The sequence below is a fragment of the Modicisalibacter radicis genome (genome assembly GCF_900961225.1).
In the GTDB taxonomy this organism is placed as follows: domain Bacteria; phylum Pseudomonadota; class Gammaproteobacteria; order Pseudomonadales; family Halomonadaceae; genus Modicisalibacter.
Map to the genome: position 1 here is coordinate 1 of NZ_CAAHFN010000069.1, position 21,043 is coordinate 21,043.

Below are 21,043 nucleotides of genomic sequence, written 5' to 3' on the forward strand. Positions count from 1 at the left end.
GCCACCAGGTGCTTCACCGCACGCCGCTTCGCTTCGGGCGTCACCACTTTCCCGAAACGATCTCCTTGAGCGCGGCATTGTCGAGGGCGCTTTCCGCCAGCAGCTTCTTCAGTCGGGCATTCTCGCTCTCCAGCTCGCGCAGGCGCTTGGCCTCCGAGACTTCCATGCCGCTGTACTTGGCCTTCCAGCGGTAGAGGGTCTGCTCGGTCACGCCGTTCTGCCGAGCCAGCTCAGCGACCGAGACGCCGCGCTCGTGGGCCTTGAGGATGCTGATGATCTGCTCTTCGGTATGTCGGTTTCGCTTCATCGCGAGATCTCCTGCTATCAGGGTAAACGTAGCGGAAATCTCACATTGGCGGTGGACCGGTTTCTGGGGGGAAGGTCAATTTGTCTATTCTCGCTGCTCACCGCAGATACCACGGAGCTTCTACAGTGATAGGGCACGATCCCGAGCCTCAAGCAGCTCGCAACCCAGCAATATCAACAAAAGGATGCAGATGATGAAACTCGGACGCCGCCAGTTCCTTTCCGCCTCGGCCGCGCTGGCCGCCGCCTCGACCGCCCCCGGGCTGTTCGCGCATCAGGCCAAGTCGCCACAACCCAGCCGCTACCCGGCCGATGTCTGGCAAACCGTCGACGATCGCTTTCAGCAATTCATCCTGTTCAACACGCCGCTCGAACGCCAATGGTCCGGCGGGCTGTGGCTGGAAGGCCCGGCCTGGAACGCCGTGGGCCGCTATGCCGTGTTCAGCGACATCCCGCGCGCCCTGCAGATGCGCTGGGACGAAGCCACCGGCGAGGTCAGCGTGCTGCGCCACGAGGTCGGCCACTCCAATGGCAACACCTTCGATGCCCAGGGCCGGCTGGTCGCCTGCGAGCACTACCCGCCGAAAGTGGTGCGCTACGAATGGGACGGTTCGACCACCGTGCTGGCCGAGGCCTACCAGGGCAAGCGCCTCAATGCGCCCAACGACCTGGTGCCGGTCGGCTCGGGCGGGATCATCTTCACCGATCCGGGCTATGGCGCGCATGTCGACTACGAAGGCCACAAGCGCGAGCTGGAACTCGACCCCGCGGTGTACTACATCGACGACAGTCTCGATGAGCCGATCGTCCTGACCACCTCACTGTTCAAGCCCAACGGCGTCGCCCTGGGGCCGGACAAGCAGACGCTGTTCATCAGCGATACCGCGCCTTCGCACCACCCCGACAAGCCGGCCACCATCACCCGCTGCAAGCTCTCGCCGGACTATCGGAAACTCCAGGAGGAAACGCAGATCGTCGCCAGTCCCAAGGAAACCTACGACGGCATGGCCTGCGACGCCCAGGGCAACGTCTGGGCCGCGACCTCGGGTGGCGAGGGCATCGACGGGGTCTCGGCGTACGATCGCGACGGCACCCTGCTCGGACGCATCCTGCTGCCCGAGGTATGCGCCAACGTCTGCTTCGTCGGCGAGGATCGAAACCGCCTGCTGATGACCGCCAGCCAGTCGCTCTACACGCTGTATACCGGCGCCAGGGGTGCCTGATTCAGGCATGCCGCTCGCCACAGCGCTAGCCACCGCCGCCCGACTGCATCGAGCACCGGGCGGTTTTCATTATCGCACCCGCCATTTTCATCAGCTCGACGTGCGCTCTTGCCGCCCGCGTAGCCCCGCCGGAAGGTAGGTCATCGCGGCGGCTAATCGGGCATTCGCCCTGCTACTGCTGCTGGCACCAAGGCGTGCTCCAGTAGCCGGTGACGGCCAACCGCATCGAGTCTTCCAGACAACAACAGACAGGCGCAAAGCCATGACACTCGAGACGTACTTCGCCCGGCGGTGGGACGACCGCAGCGCCACGAGGGCCCAGGCACAGCGCCTCCACGACGCCTTCATCGCCGGCCAGTGCTGCGCCCCCACCGGCATCCGCGGTGTCCGACATGCTGGCTGAATGGCTGGCGCTGACACTGGACGGCGAGACATCCGACGAACGCCAGGGGCGATTGCCCTTCGCGCGGTTCGTGATTCACGCTCCCGGCATCCTCGAACTGATGCCCAGCGCCGCGCGCAGCGACGCACGGGCCTGCGTGCTGTCGGCGGGCATCCACGGCAACGAGACGGCGCCGATCGAACTGATCGGCGAATTGCTCGCGCGGCTCGAGGCCGGCCTGCTGCGTGTCGGCGCGCCGACGCTGATTCTTCTCGGCAACATCCCCGCGCTGCGCGCCGGCGAGCGTTTCATCGCCACCAATCTCAACCGGCTGTTCGATCGCGACCAGCGCAGCGAAGGCGACGAGGCGCTGCGCGCGCGCCGGCTGATGGCCGCGGTGGACGACTTCTACGCGCGCCACTCGCAGCCACGGCTGCACTACGATCTGCACACGGCGATCCGCGACAGCCGCTATCCGCTTTTCGCCGTCGAGCCCTATGCCGAAAACGCCGCAACCGATAGCGAGCAGTGGCGCTGGCTGGCGGCCGCCGGCATCCAGGCGGTGCTGCATCAGCATCGCCACAGCTGGACCTTTTCGCACTACTCGCGCCACTACCACGCGGCCCAGGCGTTTACGCTGGAACTCGGCAAGGTGCGCGCTTTCGGCGACAATGATCTCGCCGCCCTGCGCCCGATGCGTCGCCTGCTCGAGGCGCTGATCGAAGGCCGCGAACCCGCCGGCACCGACCCGCAGGCCATGGCCTTCTTCCAGGTCGAGCACGAACTGATGCGCCGGGCCGAGGACTTCAAGTTGTGTTTCGCCGACGCTACGCCGAACTTCACCGAGTTCGAGGTCGGCACCCGGCTGGCCGAAGACGCCGAGGCCGGCGACTTCGTCGTCGACCCGGCCCCACTGGCGGTGGTGTTTCCCAACGCGGCCGTCGAGATCGGCGCCCGCGCCGCGCTTCTGGTGCGTCCGACGACGCCGCCGCAGGCCGGCGGCTGATGCTCGGCACGCTGTCGGCGCGGCCGACAACGGATGATGGACAACAATAAGAGAGAGGGACCCCATGCCCCCGACCCAAACCTTCGACCAAAGTCGAATGACCAGACGTCACGCCGGTTCTGATCCTTGGCCGAACGCCTGTTAGAATCGCTGCTTTTTTCGCACCGGCCTCGTTCGCCATCTCTGTTCAACGCCGACCGCACCGGCAAGATCCGTCATTGGAGCCCGACTCATGGCCGCAACTCCCCTTCCCCTGGAAGTGATCAACCTCAAGAAGCGCTTCGGCGACAACGAGGTACTCAAGGGCCTGTCGCTCAAGGCCCACAAGGGCGACGTCATCAGCATGATCGGCGCGTCCGGCTCGGGGAAAAGCACCTTCCTGCGCTGCATGAATCTGCTCGAGCAACCCAACGAGGGCGAGCTGATCGTTCACGGCGAATCGATCGACTTCAAGCAGACCCGCCGCGGTCGCGAACCCGCGAACTGGCGTCAGGTCGAGCGCATCCGCGCCAAGCTGTCGATGGTCTTCCAGAGCTTCAATCTGTGGGCCCACATGACCCTGCTCGAGAACGTCGTCGAGGCGCCCATCCACGTGCTCGGCAAGCCCAAGAAGGAAGCCCTCGAGCACGGCCGCGCGCTGCTCGACCGGGTCGGCCTGCTCGAACGCGCCGATTATTACCCGACCCAGATGTCCGGCGGCCAGCAACAGCGCGGGGCGATCGCCCGGGCGCTGGCCATGGAACCCGAAGTGATGCTGTTCGACGAGCCGACCTCGGCGCTCGATCCGGAGCTGGTCGGCGACGTTCTCAAGGTCATGCGCGATCTCGCCGAAGAGGGCCGTACCATGATCGTGGTCACCCACGAGATGAGCTTCGCCCGCGACGTCTCTAATCAGGTGATCTACCTGCATCAGGGAGTGATCGAGGAGGCCGGCGCCCCGGCCGAGGTGCTGGAAAACCCGCAGTCGGACCGCCTCAGGCAGTTCCTGGCGCCCAAGTTCTGAGAGCAGGCTGGAGATACCCAACATGATCGACCTGCAAGGTTACGGACCTCGCCTGCTCGAGGGCGCGCTGGTCACCATCGAGCTGGCCCTGCTGTCACTGCTGGTCTCGGTGATTCTCGGTCTGCTCACCGCCAGTGCCAAGATGTCGCGCAGCTGGCTGGCACACCGTATCGCCACGCTCTACACCACGCTGATCCGCGGGGTGCCCGACCTGGTGCTGATGATGCTGTTCTTCTTCGGTGGTCAGATCGGCATCAACATGGCCACCGACTGGCTCTACTACCAGTTCGATGTCGACATCTTCATCAACATCGATGAGTTCGTCGCCGGGGTAGCGACCATCGGCCTGATCTTCGGCGCCTATATGGGCGAGACCTTCCGCGGCGCCTTCATGGCAGTGGACAACGGTCAGATCGAGGCGGCACGCGCCTACGGCATGTCCGAATCGCTGATGTTCCGCCGGGTGCGCTTTCCGCAGATGATGCGTCATGCGCTGCCGGGGCTGTCCAACAACTGGATGGTGCTGCTCAAGACCACGGCGCTGGTATCGGTGATCGGCCTCACCGACATGGTGCGGGTCGCCGAAGAAGCCGCCAAGGCCACCCACGAGCCATTCACCTTCCTGATTCCGGTGGCGGTGGTCTACCTGGTCATCGCCAGTCTCTCGGAATGGTTCTTCGCGCGCCTGCAGAAGCGCTATGACGTCGGCTTCGGAGGTGAAGAATGCAACAACTGAACGCCTGGTTCACCGACCTGCTGGCCGGCAACGAGATCTTTACCGCCAACACCCTCGGTTATTACGCCGATGGCCTGGCGACCACCGTACAACTGGTCTTCCTGTCGCTGATCATTGGCCTGCTCCTGGCGGTGCCAATGGCCATCGGACGCGGCTCCAGTCGCCCCTGGATCAAGTGGCCGATCTTTTTCTACACGTACGTGTTTCGCGGCACACCGCTGCTGATCCAGCTCTACATCATCTATTACGGCGTGGTGTTCGTGGAGGGCATTCAGGACACCTGGCTGTGGCTGATTCTCGAGGAGCCCTTCTACCCGGCGCTGATCGCCTTCACGCTGAATACCGCGGCGTACACCACCGAGATATTCCGCGGTGCGATCAAGGCCACGAACAAGGGCGAAATCGAGGCGGCGCGCGCCTATGGCATGTCGCGGGCCAAGATGATGCGGCGAATCATCCTGCCCAGCGCCTTTCGCCGCGCCCTGCCGGCTTACGGCAATGAAGTGATCTTCATGCTGCACGCCAGCGCCATCGCCAGCGTGGTGACGATCATGGACCTGACCGGTGCGGCGCGCTTCGTCTACGCGCGCTTCTACGCCCCGTTCGATGCCTTCCTGTTCGTCGCGGCGATCTACCTGTGCCTGACCTTCGGCATTCTCTATCTGTTCCGCTATCTCGAGAAGCGGCTACTGGCCCATCTCAGGCCACAGAACTGAGCGTTGACTCAAACGAGCGTTGGAAAAGTGTCGATCTCGGGCGCTTTTCCCTCTTCCGGCCCGGCGCATGGTGATATAACGTTGGCGGGTCATCGGCCAAGGCCGATCAATACAAGAAAGGGGAATTACTGATCATGAAGAAACTGCTTTCCGCCACCCTGCTGGGCGCCGCGCTGCTGGCCGGCACCGCACAGGCCCAGGACGAAACGGTGCGCCTCGCCGTCGACATACCCTACGAGCCGATGGAATACCGTCTGCCCAGCGGCGAACTGACCGGCTTCGACATCGAGCTGGGCAATGCCCTTTGCGCAGAGATCGGCATCGACTGCGAATGGGTCGTGCAGGGCTGGGACGGCATCATTCCCGGGCTGCTTTCGCGCAAGTACGACGCCATCATGTCGTCGATGACCATCAACGACCAGCGTCGCCAGCAGGTGCTGTTCTCCGACCCGTACTTCACGCCGCCCTCGGCCTGGTTCGTGCCGGCCAGCAGCGACATCCGCACCCCCGCCAAGGAAACCCTCGAAGGCAAGAGCATCGGCGTACAGCGCGGCACCCTGCAGGACAACTACGCCACCGACATGTACGGCGATGTCGCCAACGTCAAGCGCTACTCCACCGCCGGCGACATGGTGCTGGACATGGAATCGGATCGCCTGGACATCGTGTTCCTCGACTTTCCGGTCGGCAAGTCCACCCTGCTCGACAGCGAAGAGGGCAACTACAAGGTGGTCGGCGGGATGATCACCGAGCCCAAGAAGTACTTCGGCGACGGCTTCGGCATCGCCTTCCGTCAGCGCGACGAGGACCTGGCCCAGCAATTCAACGACGCCCTCGCCACGCTCAAGGAAAACGGCACCTACGACGAGATCTTCGAGAAGTATTTCGGCAACAAGAAGCAGTAAGCGCAACCGAAATAGCGTCCGCTACGCCCCGGCCGGTCCGGGGCGTTTGCTTTCCAGCCCGCCCGCCCATTCGATCCGCGACGGTTGGCGAGACGCATGCGGACGCCTTAATCTGGGTGCACGCTACCGGATAATCAGGGACATCGATGATTCGCACCTTCGAGCTGCACCGCCAGACCATCAAGGAAGTCACCGAAGAGACGCAACCGCTGGCCCGGCGCCTCGCCCAGTCAACCTGGATCGATGCCCACGAACCCGACGACGAGGAGCGCGACCGACTCAACGCCTTTCTCGCCGACGAGCTGCCTGCAGGAGAGGATGTCGAAGAGATCGAGTCCTCGGCGCGCTACTTCGTCGATGCCGACGGCATCCACGTCCATTCGCTGTTCCTCTCCCAGAGCGAGGGCCGTCACGGCAACACCACGGTGGCCTTCATCCTGCAGCCGGAGCGGCTGATCACCTTTCGCGACTGCGAGCTCGCCGACTTTCGGCTGCTGCGGCTACGCGCGCGCAGCGGCCAGGTCGAGGCCAGCTCCGCGCAGACGCTGATGATGACCATCTTCGAACAGAAGGTGGAGAATCTCGCCGATACCCTGGAGGATATTCATCGCAAGCTGGAAGACGTCAGTCATCTGGTGCTCGAGGAGGAGGGTTCCGATCTCGAGGACGCCATCGACCAGCTCGCCAAGCTCGAGGACAGCAACGGCAAGATCCGGCTGTGCCTGATGGATACCCAGCGTTCGGTGTCCTTCCTGATCCGCCACCTGCGCGGTCACAGCGAGATCCAGGAAACCGCCCGCGAGGTGATGCGCGACGTCGAGACGCTGATGAGTCACACCGCCTTTCTGTTCGACAAGATCAACTTCCTGATGGACTCGACCCAGGGCTTCATCAACATCCAGCAGAACCAGATCATCAAGATCTTCTCGATCGCCGCGGTGGTGTTCCTGCCGCCGACACTGGTCGCCAGCATCTACGGCATGAACTTCGCCCACATGCCGGAACTCACCTGGCCGTTCGGCTATCCCTTCGCGTTGGGGCTGATGGTCCTCGCCGGCGTCTCGCCGTACCTGTATTTCAAGCACAAGAACTGGCTGTGACGCGCGCTTAATCAGTGCGAATGCGCGCCGCCGATGTGGCCCACCGCCGGCGGTACGCCGGCATCCTCCTCGTCGGCCGGCTGGGCGAGCTCGCGGAGGATGCCGCAGGCGCCGGTCTCTGCGTCGCCGCGGCAGCGCGCGCGCAGCTCGATCAGCGCATCGCGCAGGCAATTGAGCTGGGCGAGGCGTGTCTCGACATGGCCGATATGCTCGTCGACCAGATCGTTGACCTCGGCGCAATCGCGTTCGGGATGGTCGCGGTGCAGCAATAACCGGCGGATCTCGCCCAGCGTCATGTCCAGCGCCCGGCAATGGCGAATGAACGTCAAGCGCTCGACGTGCATTGGCCCGTAGAGCCGATAGTTGCCGGCACTGCGCGCCGGCTCGGGCAACAGTCCTTCGCGCTCGTAATAGCGTATCGTCTCGACCTGACAGCTCGTCCGCCGGGCCAGTTCTCCGATCTTCATTCGCCTGCTGCCTCCTGTCGCCTGCGCCACGCTGGCTCAGGCCCGTCGGTCGTGGCCCTCGCCTCGGAGCCTTGAGTGTAGGGTCTGAGACAAGCTTTCGGCCATCGGGTTCTGGGTTCCGGCCGGTGAACGATTCGCTTACCGGGAAGGACGACGATTGAGCGCCCGACGCATGAAGTTGAGGATCCAGCGCACCATCAACTGGTCGTCGACCGGCGCGTTGAGCGAGGCCTGGCCCTCGCGGACCCGGTTGCCGGGGATCTTGTCGCGGCGGCGCTCCATCAGGTCCGCCGAGTAGGCCTTGGAAAACTCCGGATGGCCCTGCACGCCAAGGAAGGTCTCGCCGACCTGCATCACATAGATCGGACAGAAGTCGCTGGCGGCGAGAACCGTGGCCCCCTCGGGCAGCCGTGATACCTGATCCTGATGGCTGACCACCAGATCGAGCCCCTCCTGCCACGGATCCATCCACTCGGCGCGCTCGGTGAGCCGATTGAACGACATGCCCACGCCCCAGCCGCGCTCGCTCTTGACCACTTCGCCGCCCAGCGCCTTGGCGATCACCTGATGGCCGAAGCAGATCCCCACCAGCGGCTTGCCGGCCGCCCACAGTTCGCGTACGAAGCCGCATAGCGCTTCGATCCATTCGTCGCCGTCGTTGGCGCCGTACTTGGAGCCGGTGGTCAGCCAGGCATCGACGGCATCGACGTCATGGGGAATCTCGCCATCCAGGCAGCGCCAGACCTTGAACTCGAGGGTCGGATCGACACTGGTGAACAGCCGCTCGAACATCGCCGGGTAGTTGCCATGGCGGGACTGCAGCTTCTCGTCGACATCGTCGCACTGCAGCAGACCGATTCGCATGAACGTCATCTCCTTCAGAGGTTTATGCAACGCATTCTACCCAACCCGGTCGATTACAGGCGACCCTCGACGGCGTTGCAAAACAGCGTCTGGTACTGCCCGGCGTCGAAGGCGATCGGGTTCGAGCCGGCGGACGGGTCGGCGACGGCCATGCGCCCCACCGTCTCGGCCTGGGCCAGGTCGATGTGCAGCTCGGCCAGGGTCGAGGGGATGCCGAGCCGCTCGCGCAGCTCGAGCACCCAGTCGATGACCGCCGCGGTACCCGGCTGGCGCAGGTCGAGATAGCGCCCCAGGCGCACCATGGGCTCACCGATCGAACACTCGTTGGCGCGCAGCACGTAGGGCATGAGCACAGCGTTGAGGGTGCCATGGTGGGCGTCGTACAGCGCGCCCAGCGGGTGGGCCAGTGCATGCATCGCCCCCAGCCCGCGCTGGAATGCGGTCGCGCCCATCATCGAAGCGACCAGCATCTGCTGGCGGGCCTCGACATCCTGGCCATCGCGATAGGCGGCGGGCAGGAAATCGCGGATACGCCGCATGCCCTCCACCGCGATCCCCTCGGCCAGCGGGTGGTAGTTGGGGGCGCACCACGCCTCCAGGCAGTGCGACAGCGCATCCATGCCGGTCGCCGCGGTGATGGCCGGCGGCAGGCCGACGCTGAGTTCGGGGTCGAGAATCACCGTCGCCGGCATCATGTCGGGGTGGAAGATGATGCGCTTGACCCGCGCCCGCTCGTCGGTGATCACCGCGGCCCGGCCGACCTCGGAGCCGGTGCCGGCGGTGGTGGGCACGGCGACGATCGGCACGATCGCCTGGCCGTCGGCGTGCTTCCAGTTGTCGCCGATATCCTCCAGCGACCAGATCGACAGCCCGTCCGGCTGCTTGGCCATCAGCGCCACTGCCTTGGCGGCGTCCAGCCCCGAGCCGCCGCCGAAGGCGATCACCCCGTCGTGGCCGCCGTCACGAAAGGCCGCCACGCCGTCGGCCACGTTCGTGCCGGTGGGGTTGCCCTTGATGGCGCTGAATAGCCCGCAGTCCAGCCCCGCCTCGCGACAGCCGGCAAGCGCCGCCTCGACCATCGGCAACCTGGCCAGGCCGGGATCGGTGACCAGCAGCGGCGCGCGCATGCCCAGGGCACGGCACGCCTCGGGCAACTCGCGTATCCGGCCGCTGCCCGTGCGGATCTCGGTGGGGTAGTTCCAGGTAGTCGTCAACTGACTGATAGCGTGCTGGTTCATGGGGCCTCCTTTCGTTAGAGCCGTAAGCTTGAAGCTGTAAGCTTTAAGTAAAACCTCCATTCGGCTTACGGCGTACGGCTTCAGGCATGCTTGAGGTGGAACGACTTGGGCCGGGTCAAGCTCTCGTAGCCGATCCTCGACAGCGAACAGCCACGCCCGGACTGCTTGACGCCGGTCCATGCCAGCTCGGGGTCGAGATAATCGCAGCGGTTGGTGAATACCGTGCCGGCTTCCAGCCGCCGGCCGAGCGCTTCACCGGCAGCGATGTCGCGGGTGAACACCGCCGCGGTCAGCCCCAACGGGCTATCGTTCATCAGCGCCACGGCCTCGTCGTCATCGGCCACCGCCATCACGCCGACCACCGGTCCGAAGCTCTCCTCGGTCATCACCCGCATCGAATGATCGACGCCGGTCAGCAACTGCGGCGCCAGGTAGGCGCTGCCGGGCGTCGACAGCGGGTAGTCGCCGGGATCGATCCATGCCCTGGCACCGGCGGCGACGGCCTCCTCGATCTGGCCGCGCACGAAATCCGCCGCCTCGGGGCGCACCAGCGGGCCCAGGGTCGTCGCCGGGTCGCTGGGGTTGCCAAGCTTGAGCTGGCGCAGCCAGGCCACTGCCCGCTCGACGAAGGCCTCGGCAATGGCCTGATCGACGTAGATGCGCTCGATGGCGCAGCAGCTCTGCCCCGCGTTGAAGAAGGCGCCGTCCATCACCCCTTCGACGGCAGCGTCCAGGTCGACATCCGCGCGAATGTACGCCGGGTCCTTGCCGCCCAGCTCCAGCCCGCTGGCGATAAAGCGTCCCGCCAGCGCCGACTCGACCCGCGCGCCGCCGGCCACCGAGCCGGTGAAGGAGACATAATCGATGCGCGGATCGCGCATCACGCCCTCGGCCGCTTCGTGAGACAGATGCAGGTGCTGGAAGATGCCCTCGGGCAGGCCGGCGGCATCGAAGGCCTGCTGGATGCGTTCGGCGCACAGCGGCGTCTGGGCGGAATGCTTGAGAAGCACCGCATTGCCGGCCATGATCGCCGGCACGATCGCGTTCACCGCGGTCATGAACGGGAAGTTCCAGGGCGCGATGACGAAGGCCACGCCCAGCGGCTCGCGGCTGATGTAGCGGGTGAAGCCCGGCTTGTCGGGCAGGCGGATCGGCGCCAGCGCCCGCTCGGCCAGCGCGACCATGCCCCGCGCGCGCTCCTCGAACCCGCCGATCTCGCCACCGGCCGCGGCGATCGGCCGGCCCATCTGCCAGGTCAGTTCCTCGGCCAGCTCATCGCGCATCGCCACGAAGGCATCGACCATCGCCGAGCAGTAGCGCGCCCGCTCGGCCAGCGGCACCTCGCGCCAGGCCCGCTGCGCGCCGCGCGCCCGGTCCAGGGCCGCCTCGACCCGCGCCGGGTCGGCCAGCTCGCGCTCGACGTAGACCGAGCCATCCACCGGGGAAATCGTTTTTTGTATGGCCATGAATATTCCTTGTCTCACGAGCCCCGGGCTTCGAGCCACGACCCCCAAAAGCTCATCCAGCGCTCATTAGCGGCCCGTAGCCCGTAGCCCGTAGCCCGTAGCCCGTAGCCCGTAGCCCGTAGCCCGTAGCCCGTAGCCCGTAGCCCGTAGCTCAGATTATCTCGAAGTACCTATCGAGCTCCCAATCGGTAATATGCTTGCGGAATTCGCGCTCCTCCCATTCCCGGGTCGCCGCGAAGTGCTCGACGAAGGCGTCGCCGAACAGCTCGCGCGCCGGAGCCGAGGCCTTGAGCCGCTGCGCCGCCTCCCAGAGCGTGCGGGGCAGCGCCTGATGGTCGGGGTGGTCGAGTGTGTAGGCGTTGCCGACGACCTGCTCGTCGGGCTCGAGTTCATGCTCGATGCCGTACAGCCCCGCGCCGATCGCCGCCGCCAGCGCCAGGTAGGGGTTGGCGTCGGCGCTGCCCAGGCGGTACTCCACTCGCTGAGACTTGTCGCTGCCCGGTATCACGCGCAGTGCGCAGGTGCGGTTCTCCACGCCCCAGGTCGCCTCGGTGGGCGCCCAGAAGCCGGGGATCAGTCGCGTGTAGCTGTTGATGGTCGGCGAGAACATCGCCAGCAATTCCGGCATCAGTTGCTGCTGGCCGGCGACGAAATGGCGCTGGACGTCGCTCATGGTGCAGGGCTTGTCGGCGTCGAAGAACGCCGACTTGCCGGAGCCGCGCTCGCGCAGCGAAAGGTGGATGTGCCCGCTCTGACCGGGGTAGTCCGGCGACCACTTGGCCATGAAGGTCGCCATCAACCCGCGACGCTGGGCCCAGACCTTGACGAAGGTCTTGAACAGCGCCCCCTTGTCGCCGGCGGCGAGCGCGGCGTCGACGCCGATCGCCGCCTCCAGCACGCCGGGGCCGGTCTCGGTGTGCAGGCCCTCGATGGGAAAGTCCATGACTTCCGACAGCGCCAGCAGCTCGTGGTAGAGCTCGCTGTGCACCGAGCTTCTGAGCATCGAGTAGCCCATCATGTCGGGGGTCAACGGCTTGAGGTTGCGATAGCCCTTGTCGCGGATCGACTCGGGCGTTTCCTGGAACATGAAGAACTCGTACTCCAGCGAGCCAAAGACCTCGAAACCCAGCCCCTCGGCACGCGCCAGCACCCGCTCGAGCAGGCCGCGTGGACAGATCTCCCGCGCCGGCCCGGCGAACTCGGCGAGAAACAGCAGCATCTCGCCCTCGAAGGGGATGTCGCGACAACTCTCCGGGACGATGCGCAACGCGGCATCGGGGTAGCCGGTGTGCCACCCGGTGTACCGGACGTTGTCGTAGAGCGCGTCCTTGCTGTCCCAGCCCAGCACCACATCGCAGAACGCGAAGCCGTTCTCGAGTGCATCGAAGAACTTCTTCTTGCTCATGTACTTGCCGAGCATCACGCCGTCGATGTCGAACAGCCCGACCTTGACGTGACTCAGCCCGCGCGACTCGACCAGCTGCCGGGCCTGCGCGGCGCTGGTCACCTCTCTGGCTTGCTTGACGCCCATCGCACTACCTCTGCCGTGTTGTGATTGTTATCGCGGCGCGGGGCTCGCTTCATGCGGGACCCGCGCGTTCGCTGTGCTCGACGGCGAACTCTTCCTCGGGAGAGAGTATCAGACGATGCCGGCCGACCAGGGCGAAATAGAGAATGCCCAGCGCGAACCAGACCGCCACCCCCACCACGCCGACCCGGTAGGTCGCGTCGGAAAGCTGGAAGAAGATCGTCACCACGGCGATGACGATGGTCGCCCAGGCGCCGGCGTTGCCGAACGGGCTGCGGTAGGGACGATCCATGCTCGCGTGGTTCTTGCGCAACAGGATGAACGAGACGGCCTGGGCGATGTAGGAGCACATCGCCCCGAACACCGCCATGTTCAACAACGTGCCGCCGATCACCGCCGAGCTCTGGTCGGCGCCCAGGCCGACGAAACAGATCAGCATGATCGACAGGCCGACCAGCGCGCCGGCGACCATCGCCACGTGCGGCGTCTTGCGCGAACCGTGGGTCACCGACAGGAAGGTGGGAAAGTAACCGGCACGGGACAGCGAATAGATCTGCCGCCCCTGGGCGAAGATGATGGTATGGAAACTCGAGATCAGGCCGATGATCGCCACCAGCGCCAGGACCTTGGCCGTACCGCTGCCGAAGATCGCCTTGAAGCCGTCGAGCAGCGGCTCGCCGGACTGACCCAGCGCATGGGCGCCCACGCCGACGACCGAGGGGTTGAGGAACAGGATCATGAACGCCGAAACGATCAGCGTCACGATGCCCAGAATGATGCCCTTGGGCATGTCGCGCCTGGGATCGACCGACTCCTCGGCGGCCAACGGTAGCTGTTCGATGGCCAGGAACAGCCACACCGCGAACGGCATGGCCGCCAGCGCCCCGCCGATGCCCATCGGCAGGAAGGGTCCGTTGCCGCCTTCCAGCAGCACGCCACCCTCGCCGATGTTGAGCGCCCAGGCCGAGAAATCGATATTCGGGAAGGCGCTGAACCAGAACACCAGCAAGACCGCCAGCGCGAGAAGCGTCACGCCCAGGGTGACCTTGAAGGAGAGTTCCACGCCGACGATGTTCAAGCCCACGAAGAGGATGTAGCCGAGCACCCACCATATCGGCTGGAAGGCGGCCCCGGTCTCGAAGATTCCGGTCAGATAGGAGCCGATGAAGAACACGATCACCGCCGGGGTTAGGACGTACTCGACGTTTTCGCACAGGCCGGTGACGAAGCCGCCCCAGGGCCCCATCGACGAGCGGGCGAAGGAGTAGGCGGCCCCGGTGTGCGGCAACGCCGGCGACATCTCGGCAATGCAGAAGGTCAACCCCAGATACATCACGGCGATAAGCAGCGTGGCGATAAGCATGCCGCCCCAGCCGCCCGAGGCAAGCCCCAGGTTCCAGCCCGAGTAGTGCCCCGAGATCACCGCGCCGACCCCCAGCGCCCATAGCGACCAGGGTCCGGCATGACGGCGCAGGCCGCGCTTCTCGAAATAGGCGGCATCTTCATGCCGGTAATGAATGCTGCTCGTATCCTTGCGGGTATTTGTCGTCATTGTTGTGCCCTTCCAACGGATCGGTGACGCGGGCGAGCGACTCGCCACGCGCGCGCTCGACTTTCCGCGGCAACGGTCGCGGCTCACTAGAGTCTGGGCAGGCACCCATCAGCACGGCAACTAGCATCGATGCCAGCCACCGGATGGCTATCGGAAAAATCGATACTGCACCGCAACGGACCAGGAGGCGTCTGCATGTTCCGACGACGCCCGCCACGCGGCACGGCCCTCAGCGAACCTCGACCTGCCCGGCCAGCCAGGGCAGATGGCGCTGGAACTCACCGGCATAGCGCATTTTCAACAACCCACGGCTGTCGCGGGCCAGTTGCGAAGGCAGGTCGCCGAGTTCGTCGCGCCGCGCGACCAGCGTCAACTCGCGGCGCAGCGGCGCGATGGGTAAGGCCACCACCTGCACATCGAGGCGCTCGAGCCCGGCCTGGCACAGGCACAGCGGTGTGGTGATGGTCCAGCCGACACCGGCGTCGACCATGCGCAGCAAGGCGAAGGTGTTGTCGAGATGCAGCCGGGCGGGCAGTTCCAGCTGATTGAGTCGCAAATGGCGCTCGATGGCCTGGCCGATCAGCGATTGCGGCGTGTAGCGTACGAAATCCAGCTGCCGGGCCAGCCAGCGCAGATTGTCGTGGGCGCCATGCCAGTGCCGCGGCAGCACCAGCACGAAGGGTTCGTCGAGCAGCGAATGGCGCTCGAGCCCGTCGTAGTCCTCGAGCCGGTCGTCGGAGACGATGATGTCGACGTGGCGGGTCAGCAGCGCATGACCGTGCAGGTGCGACAGTCCGGTGGTCAGCGTGTAATCGCGGGTGTGGCGCTTGATCGCCTCGATCAGCGGCTGGCCGACCGCGGTGGCCAGCGAGTCGACCAGCGCGATACGCACCTGGTGGAGCTGCTGGAAGGCCCCGGTGCGTAGCTCGCGACGCGTCGCGCGGGCCTCGGCGAGCATGCGCTGGGCGCGGTCGTAGAAGAACCGCCCCGCGGCGGTCGGCTCCAGCGGCCGGGCATGGCGCATAAACAGCGACACCCCCAGCGTCTCCTCGAGATTGGCCAGGCTCTGGGATACCGACGACTGCTTGAGCCCCAGATGCGCCGCCGCCGCCGTCTGGCTGCCGCGCTCCAGGGTCTCGACGAAGATCTCCATGCTCCGCAGATCGAAGCCGAACGCTCCACGCATGTCGCTGTCCTCGTTTATCGGGCCGCTGCGCACGGCGCGCTCATTGCAGCGTGCACGCCGGCCGCTGAGTCATTCGCCGAAACCCGGCCATTGCCGCCACGCAACGCCCCGGCAACACTGGAGCCGGTCAGCCAACGGCGCTATGGTATGCCGCCATCGGCACTACCTCGATGCGCGTGAAGAACCCCCGGCAACCATGGAACCGTCTATGCCCCTCACTCTCAGCGACAGCCCTCACCCCGCGCAACCGGCTACCCGCCCCTCCTCGGCGTGGACCGGCTGGGGCCAGTGGATCGCGCTGATCACCATGAGCGTCGATCACGTTACCCGCTACCTGCTGCCCGAGGCCTGGAAAATGGACTGGGCGAGCTCGTCGATCGGCCGAATCGCCTTTCCGCTATTCGCCGCCATGGTCGCCTGGCACGCGCTGTTCAACAGCCGCGATTCGCGGCACTACGCACGCCGCATCCTGGTCATCGGACTCCTCGCGCAACTCCCTTACCTGGCCATGCCGCGCGATGCCTTTCAGTTGAACATCTGCTTCACCCTGGCGCTGAGTCTGGTCTGGGCAAGCTGGTTGCGCGACCAGCTCGAAGACACGACGCCCTCCCCCGTGCGGACCGGTCTGGCGCTGGCACTCTCGCTGGCATGCTGGCTGGCGCTCGGTCACTGGGTGGAATACGGCCATGCCGGGCTGCTGGTGGTGCCTGCGTTCATGCTGGCGATGCAGCATGCGGCTCGCCTTCGGGGCGACCCGGGCGAACGGCCGGTGGCGCTTGTCGCCTGCCTGCCGGTACTGGCTCTCGCCGGCTGGCTGAATCAATCGCTGATGGCCAAGTCGTTCACCCTGGCGACCACGCTGGCCGTGCTGTGGCTGGCGGCCGGCGGCGCGCGCCACGTCCCCCCGGTGAGCCTGCGCATGCCGCGCAAGCTGTGGCTGGGCTGGTATCCCGGCCATTTTGCGGCGATCGCCGCCTGGTTGCTGTTCGGTACGTCGTGACGACCACCCCGACACGCCGAGGGGCTCAGCGCGGAGCCGCCCCCGCCGTGTTCGAACACTCGCCGAGCGCCGCGACCAGGGCATCGAACGGCAGCGGACGAAAGAACCAGTAACCCTGGAAGATGTGGCAACCGTTGCGGAGCAGGAAGTCGCGTTGCGAGGCGGTCTCGACGCCCTCGGCGACCACCGCCAGACGCAGGTTCCGGGCGATCGTGATGATCGTCTGGACGATCGCCTCGTCGTTGGAATTGTCGAGTTCCTGGATGAAGCTGCGATCGATCTTGAGTTCATCCAGCGGCAGGCGCTTCAGGTAGGATAGCGACGAGTAGCCGACGCCGAAATCGTCGATCGCCAGGCTCACGCCGATGCGCTTGAGGTCGCGCATCGTCTCGATGGTCTCGATCAGGTTGTCGATCATCACGCCTTCGGTGATCTCGAGCTGCAAGCGCCATGGGTCGATACCCGAGCGCTCGATGCAGCGTTCGATCGAAGCGGCGAAATCCGGCTGGCCAAACTGGCGCGGACTGATATTGATCGCCAGCCGCGGGAGTTGCCGCGCATCGAGCCGCTGAAGTGTCTGACAGGCCTGCTCCAGCACGCGCTGGCCGATATCGAGGATCAACCCGCTCTCCTCGGCCACCGGAATGAACTCGAACGGCGGGACCATGCCGCGCTCGGGATGCGCCCAGCGCAACAGCGCCTCGGCACCGACGATCCGTCCATCGCCGTCGACCTGAGGCTGGTAATGCAACTGCAACTGGTCGCCATCGAGTGCCTGGCGCAGGTCCTGTTCGAGAGTCAGCCGCCACACCGCCGCGGTCTGCATGCTCGGCAAGTAGCCACAGGCCTTCGCGCGCCCTTCCGTCTTGGCCTGAAACATGGCCGTTTCGGCCTGCTTGAGCAGTTCGACAGCGCTGTTCTCCTCCTCGCTGAACAGTGCAAAGCCGATACTGGGGGTCACCAGCAATGGGCGCTCGCTGAGGTGGTAAGGCTCCGAAAGCGCGCTCATGACCCGCTCGGCGACGCCATTGACCCGCTCGATCACCTGCTCACGATCGCCCCTGATACGACCGACCACCACGATGAACTCGTCGCTGTTGACCCGCGCGGCAATGTCGCCTTCGCGCAACAGGTCGGTCAAGCGGCGCGCCGTGGCGTTGAGGAGTCGATCGCCGACCGAGTGGCCGAGCGATTCATTGACCTCCTTGAAACGGTCCAGATCGATGAACAATACCGCGCCGTGCTCACCGTGCTGTGCCGAATCGGCCATGATCTGCGCCAGGCGTTCGCTGAGCAGGCGACGGTTGGGCAAGCCGGTCAACGCATCGTAATAGGCCTGGCGGTGGATGGTCTCCTCGGCCTGACGCCGCTCGCTGAGGTCCTCGACGACCGCGACACCGGCCATGATGGCACCCTGGCTGTCGCGCACGCCACTGAACAGGATACGCACCGGCAGGGCCGGCCCCGACGCCACCAGCATGCTGTAGTCGCCCTCGAAATAGCCTTCGCCGCGACTCAGCGCGCGCTGCACGGCCCGCTTGACGCGGGCGCTCTGCACGGATTCCAGCATGTCGAAGCCCAGGAAGCGTTCCCGCGTCTCCCCCGTGATCTGCAGCAGCTTGTCATTGCAATCGGTGACCCGGCCTCGCGCGTCGAAGTGCAGCATGCCCAGTGGCGAGGCCTGGAAGATGGTGTGGTAGCGGCTTTCGCTCTCGCGTAGCGCCTGCTCACGCGCCTCCCCCTCGGCCTGGAGGCGGAGGTTGTCGTGCAGCACGCGATTCCAGCGCCGGCTGACGATCAACGTGAAGACCAGGAAGAGCCCCACCATGGTCGCCACGATCAACGCTACCGGACCGCCCAGCCACAGGTAATGCAGGCTCAACGGCAGCAGCGTGGGAATCAGAAAGGCCGCCGCGACCGGCCACACCGGTGCCATGGTGACCGCACCGCCCGAGGCGATGCCGGCCAGCGCCATGACCAGGATCACCTGATGCTGGAGATCCGAGACCGGAAACAGCCATAGCCCACAAGCGCCCCACAGCAGCCCGGCGGCGGTCGAGCCGATCGCGTAGCCAAGCGCCCAGCGAGACGCCGCATCGCCAGACGGGGCCTTGCGCCGAAAACGCCAGGCCAGCCCCAGCCGGGCCAAGGTGACCAGCACCACCGCCGTCAGCCAGATCAGCATCTGCCGGTGGTCGACGACCGACCACAACGAGGCCACCAGCAAGACCGCGACCAGCACGGCCGACACCGCCGGCAGCCACAGCCCGGCGAACAGGATGCGTACCTGTTCGGCGTGCACCCGCTGCCGATGCCATGTCCCGCTATCGGCGTTTCCCCGCGTACGCTCAGTTTCAGTTGAGGCTTCCAATTACGCCGGCCCCTTTTATTGTCCCTGCCCCGTTGATCATCGCCGAGGCAAACCCCGCTCAGCGATCCGTTATCATCTCGTTCGGTTTCCCATGTTGAGGATTTCAGGTGGCATACGAAGGAATGTCCATCGCAAGGCGACCACCTCAGCTAAAATAACCAACCCATCATGCCGCGTATAGGTGGCAGAAGATTCGTCTTGAGTACCTTCGCGGCTCCTCTTCATACTAGCCGTCCATTAACTCACACGGCTTCGTGAGGGGACCATTGCAGCCGTACAGCGCTCCTTTACCGCTCCAGCCCCGGCACTGGTACGCCTGGCAATGCATCAGCGCCGACGACGGAGCCGACAGCTACTTTTCGCCGGTTTATCTCAAGCGCATAGTGGACCGGGGCGGCCTGGCACCGGTGCTGACCCTGGCGATAGCCAATGTGCTCCACCTCGACCAGCCCCAGGACGAGATACTCTCGCTGCGCACCATCCGTCACGATTGCCGCCTGTTGATCGCCGATGTCCTGGAACCCGGCGGAACGCCCTCCAGCACCGTCATCGTCACCCCCATCACCTTCGGCTGGCTGCGCCGGCACGCCCCGCACGTTACCGATCAGTATCCTTCGGCACTGCTCGATCACGAGGACACGGCAAGCGCCGATCGCTATCTGGGGCGAGCCTTCCCCTATGTGACCCAGCCCTGCTTGTGCCACGATGGTGGGGGTCGCTGAAATTGATCCGGCCCTCTATGCTAGCCTGTACGTCGGGCTCCACAGAGCCCGACGCCCTTTTTTCATCGCGCAGCCATCGGCTCCGCTCGGGCCAGATGACGATGCCATGTGGCTAGCGCTACCATCCAACGAGCCTTGGGAAACAAATGATGAAACGCCCCTTCCGCATTGCCGTCACCGGCGCCGCCGGTAGTATCAGCAATTCGTTGCTCTTCCGTCTCGCCTCCGGCGAGGTCTTCGGCCCCGATCAGCCCGTCATCCTGCAACTGATCGAGCGCAGCGAAGCCATGGAAGCGCTACGCGGCCTGGCCATGGAACTCGAGGATTGCGCCTTCCCGCTGTTGCATACCGTGCGCCTGCACGACAACCCGGAAGACGGCTTTCGCAATGTGCATTTCGCCTTTCTGATCGGCGCCAAGCCGCGTGGCCCCGGCATGGAACGCGCCGACCTGCTGGCCGCCAATGCCGAGATCTTCAGCCGTCAGGGGCGGGCGCTCAACGACCATGCCAACCCCGACGTCAAGGTACTGGTGGTCGGCAACCCGGCCAATACCAATGCGCTCATCGCCAGCCGCAACGCCCCCGACCTGTCGCCGTCTCAGTTCACCGCGATGAGCCGGCTCGACCACAACCGCGCCAAGGGCATGATCGCCAACCGCACCGGCTTCAATACCGCGGACATCCGCAAGGTCGCCGTCTGGGGCAACCACAGTGCCAGTCAGTTCCCCGACGTGCGCAACGCCGAGGCGATGGGCGAGCCGATCTGGCCCGGCCTCGACCACGACTGGGTCGACAACACCTTCATTCCACGCGTCCAGAAGCGCGGCGCCGAGATCATCGACGCGCGCGGCCAGTCCAGCGCCGCCTCGGCCGCCCAGGGCGCCATCGACCACATGCGCGACTGGCACATGGGCACGCCCGAGGGCGACTTCGTCAGCATGTGCATCGTCTCCGACGGCAGCTACGGCATCACCAAGGGGATCGTGTTCTCGTTCCCGGTGCGCTGCCGCTACGGCCGCTATCAGATCGTGCAGGGCCTGCCCATCGATGCCGCCGCCCAGAAGCGCCTCGACGCCACCGAGAAGGAGCTGCTCGAGGAGAAGGATGCGGTCAAGCACCTGTTGCCGGCCGAGACCGAGGAAGCGCACAACAACCTGAGCGTCAGCCTGCGCTCGGGAGCGACCCGCTACGCCGAAGAGGACCGTGACGACGACAGCGACGCCTGCGTGCTGCGTACCGACCGGGTGATGTAACGCCCTTCGGCCCGTTGCA

The 21,043-nt window shown here is 65.5% G+C and carries 19 protein-coding genes and 1 pseudogene; 11 read left to right on the forward strand and 9 right to left on the reverse strand.

Features of this window, described 5'->3' with window-relative positions; translation table 11 throughout:
• A pseudogene (locus HR9077_RS12915) lies at positions 1–307 on the reverse strand (transposase); the annotation flags it as partial.
• Positions 308–500: 193 nt separating this feature from the next.
• Here HR9077_RS12915 and HR9077_RS12920 point away from each other — a divergent pair.
• From HR9077_RS12920 to corA, 8 genes are all read left to right on the forward strand, one after another.
• Positions 501–1,529 carry an SMP-30/gluconolactonase/LRE family protein gene (locus HR9077_RS12920; RefSeq protein ID WP_136067416.1) on the forward strand — a complete coding sequence of 343 codons (1,029 nt, stop codon included), beginning with the start codon at positions 501–503 and terminating at the stop codon, positions 1,527–1,529.
• A 262-nt stretch (positions 1,530–1,791) separates the two neighbouring features.
• Complete coding sequence (locus tag HR9077_RS21915; RefSeq protein WP_168380949.1) at positions 1,792–1,932, forward strand: hypothetical protein; 141 nt, start codon at positions 1,792–1,794, stop codon at positions 1,930–1,932.
• Positions 1,922–2,917 carry a succinylglutamate desuccinylase gene (locus tag HR9077_RS12925; protein WP_136067417.1) on the forward strand — a complete coding sequence of 332 codons (996 nt, stop codon included), beginning with the start codon at positions 1,922–1,924 and terminating at the stop codon, positions 2,915–2,917. The genes HR9077_RS21915 and HR9077_RS12925 overlap by 11 nt, the downstream gene beginning before the upstream one ends.
• A 232-nt stretch (positions 2,918–3,149) precedes the next feature.
• On the forward strand, positions 3,150–3,920 hold the full coding sequence (locus HR9077_RS12930; RefSeq protein WP_136067418.1) for an ABC transporter ATP-binding protein: 771 nt from the start codon (positions 3,150–3,152) through the stop codon (positions 3,918–3,920).
• Between the two features lie 22 nt (positions 3,921–3,942).
• A complete protein-coding gene (locus tag HR9077_RS12935; RefSeq protein ID WP_136067419.1) occupies positions 3,943–4,656 on the forward strand; it encodes an ABC transporter permease in 714 nt (237 codons plus the stop codon).
• A complete protein-coding gene (locus HR9077_RS12940; RefSeq protein WP_136067420.1) occupies positions 4,644–5,372 on the forward strand; it encodes an ABC transporter permease in 729 nt (242 codons plus the stop codon). The genes HR9077_RS12935 and HR9077_RS12940 overlap by 13 nt, the downstream gene beginning before the upstream one ends.
• Positions 5,373–5,506: 134 nt before the next feature.
• Positions 5,507–6,277 carry a transporter substrate-binding domain-containing protein gene (locus HR9077_RS12945; RefSeq protein ID WP_136067421.1) on the forward strand — a complete coding sequence of 257 codons (771 nt, stop codon included), beginning with the start codon at positions 5,507–5,509 and terminating at the stop codon, positions 6,275–6,277.
• Positions 6,278–6,423: 146 nt separating this feature from the next.
• Positions 6,424–7,377, forward strand: a complete 954-nt coding sequence (corA, locus tag HR9077_RS12950) for a magnesium/cobalt transporter CorA (protein ID WP_136067422.1) — start codon at positions 6,424–6,426, stop codon at positions 7,375–7,377.
• An 11-nt stretch (positions 7,378–7,388) separates the two neighbouring features.
• Here the strand turns inward: corA and cadR are convergent, their stop codons facing one another.
• From cadR to HR9077_RS12985, 7 genes are all read right to left on the reverse strand, one after another.
• Positions 7,389–7,844, reverse strand: coding sequence for a Cd(II)/Pb(II)-responsive transcriptional regulator (gene cadR / locus HR9077_RS12955; RefSeq protein ID WP_136067423.1), 456 nt, complete (start codon positions 7,842–7,844; stop codon positions 7,389–7,391).
• A 138-nt stretch (positions 7,845–7,982) separates the two neighbouring features.
• Positions 7,983–8,708, reverse strand: coding sequence for a glutamine amidotransferase-related protein (locus HR9077_RS12960; RefSeq protein ID WP_136067424.1), 726 nt, complete (start codon positions 8,706–8,708; stop codon positions 7,983–7,985).
• Positions 8,709–8,761: 53 nt separating this feature from the next.
• Positions 8,762–9,946: an iron-containing alcohol dehydrogenase gene (locus HR9077_RS12965; protein ID WP_136067425.1), complete on the reverse strand. Its 1,185-nt coding sequence runs from the start codon at positions 9,944–9,946 to the stop codon at positions 8,762–8,764.
• Between the two features lie 80 nt (positions 9,947–10,026).
• On the reverse strand, positions 10,027–11,412 hold the full coding sequence (locus HR9077_RS12970; protein ID WP_136067426.1) for an aldehyde dehydrogenase family protein: 1,386 nt from the start codon (positions 11,410–11,412) through the stop codon (positions 10,027–10,029).
• Between the two features lie 151 nt (positions 11,413–11,563).
• On the reverse strand, positions 11,564–12,943 hold the full coding sequence (locus tag HR9077_RS12975; RefSeq protein WP_136067427.1) for a glutamine synthetase family protein: 1,380 nt from the start codon (positions 12,941–12,943) through the stop codon (positions 11,564–11,566).
• Positions 12,944–12,992: 49 nt separating this feature from the next.
• Positions 12,993–14,492, reverse strand: a complete 1,500-nt coding sequence (locus tag HR9077_RS12980) for an amino acid permease (protein ID WP_136067428.1) — start codon at positions 14,490–14,492, stop codon at positions 12,993–12,995.
• Between the two features lie 229 nt (positions 14,493–14,721).
• Positions 14,722–15,678, reverse strand: coding sequence for a LysR family transcriptional regulator (locus tag HR9077_RS12985; protein ID WP_136067429.1), 957 nt, complete (start codon positions 15,676–15,678; stop codon positions 14,722–14,724).
• A 208-nt stretch (positions 15,679–15,886) separates the two neighbouring features.
• Here HR9077_RS12985 and HR9077_RS12990 point away from each other — a divergent pair, with 208 nt between their 5' ends.
• Entirely contained in the window at positions 15,887–16,678 is a 792-nt protein-coding gene (locus HR9077_RS12990; protein ID WP_136067430.1) for a TraX family protein, read from the forward strand.
• Positions 16,679–16,703: 25 nt separating this feature from the next.
• Here the strand turns inward: HR9077_RS12990 and HR9077_RS12995 are convergent, their stop codons facing one another.
• Complete coding sequence (locus HR9077_RS12995; RefSeq protein WP_244613209.1) at positions 16,704–18,980, reverse strand: putative bifunctional diguanylate cyclase/phosphodiesterase; 2,277 nt, start codon at positions 18,978–18,980, stop codon at positions 16,704–16,706.
• A gap of 335 nt (positions 18,981–19,315) precedes the next feature.
• Between HR9077_RS12995 and HR9077_RS13000 the strand changes: the two genes are divergently transcribed.
• Together HR9077_RS13000 and HR9077_RS13005 are read left to right on the forward strand one after the other, a co-directional pair.
• The gene (locus tag HR9077_RS13000; RefSeq protein ID WP_136067431.1) at positions 19,316–19,771 is read left to right on the forward strand and encodes a hypothetical protein; all 456 of its coding nucleotides are present in this window, start codon (positions 19,316–19,318) and stop codon (positions 19,769–19,771) included.
• A 149-nt stretch (positions 19,772–19,920) separates the two neighbouring features.
• Entirely contained in the window at positions 19,921–21,024 is a 1,104-nt protein-coding gene (locus HR9077_RS13005; protein WP_136067432.1) for a malate dehydrogenase, read from the forward strand.
• Positions 21,025–21,043: the final 19 nt, after the last annotated feature.

Bases quoted from the DNA above. Each gene is read 5' to 3' on its own strand.
- HR9077_RS12960 (WP_136067424.1), bottom strand. From the start codon at position 8,708: ATGCGAATCGGTCTGCTGCAGTGCGACGATGTCGACGAGAAGCTGCAG.
- HR9077_RS12975 (WP_136067427.1), bottom strand. From the start codon at position 12,943: ATGGGCGTCAAGCAAGCCAGAGAGGTGACCAGCGCCGCGCAGGCCCGG.
- HR9077_RS13005 (WP_136067432.1), top strand. From the start codon at position 19,921: ATGAAACGCCCCTTCCGCATTGCCGTCACCGGCGCCGCCGGTAGTATC.
- HR9077_RS12920 (WP_136067416.1), top strand. From the start codon at position 501: ATGAAACTCGGACGCCGCCAGTTCCTTTCCGCCTCGGCCGCGCTGGCC.
- HR9077_RS12945 (WP_136067421.1), top strand. From the start codon at position 5,507: ATGAAGAAACTGCTTTCCGCCACCCTGCTGGGCGCCGCGCTGCTGGCC.
- HR9077_RS12925 (WP_136067417.1), top strand. From the start codon at position 1,922: ATGCTGGCTGAATGGCTGGCGCTGACACTGGACGGCGAGACATCCGAC.
- corA (WP_136067422.1), top strand. From the start codon at position 6,424: ATGATTCGCACCTTCGAGCTGCACCGCCAGACCATCAAGGAAGTCACC.
- HR9077_RS12965 (WP_136067425.1), bottom strand. From the start codon at position 9,946: ATGAACCAGCACGCTATCAGTCAGTTGACGACTACCTGGAACTACCCC.
- cadR (WP_136067423.1), bottom strand. From the start codon at position 7,844: ATGAAGATCGGAGAACTGGCCCGGCGGACGAGCTGTCAGGTCGAGACG.
- HR9077_RS12985 (WP_136067429.1), bottom strand. From the start codon at position 15,678: ATGCGTGGAGCGTTCGGCTTCGATCTGCGGAGCATGGAGATCTTCGTC.
- HR9077_RS12980 (WP_136067428.1), bottom strand. From the start codon at position 14,492: ATGACGACAAATACCCGCAAGGATACGAGCAGCATTCATTACCGGCAT.
- HR9077_RS12970 (WP_136067426.1), bottom strand. From the start codon at position 11,412: ATGGCCATACAAAAAACGATTTCCCCGGTGGATGGCTCGGTCTACGTC.
- HR9077_RS12930 (WP_136067418.1), top strand. From the start codon at position 3,150: ATGGCCGCAACTCCCCTTCCCCTGGAAGTGATCAACCTCAAGAAGCGC.
- HR9077_RS12990 (WP_136067430.1), top strand. From the start codon at position 15,887: ATGCCCCTCACTCTCAGCGACAGCCCTCACCCCGCGCAACCGGCTACC.
- HR9077_RS12935 (WP_136067419.1), top strand. From the start codon at position 3,943: ATGATCGACCTGCAAGGTTACGGACCTCGCCTGCTCGAGGGCGCGCTG.
- HR9077_RS21915 (WP_168380949.1), top strand. From the start codon at position 1,792: ATGACACTCGAGACGTACTTCGCCCGGCGGTGGGACGACCGCAGCGCC.
- HR9077_RS12940 (WP_136067420.1), top strand. From the start codon at position 4,644: ATGCAACAACTGAACGCCTGGTTCACCGACCTGCTGGCCGGCAACGAG.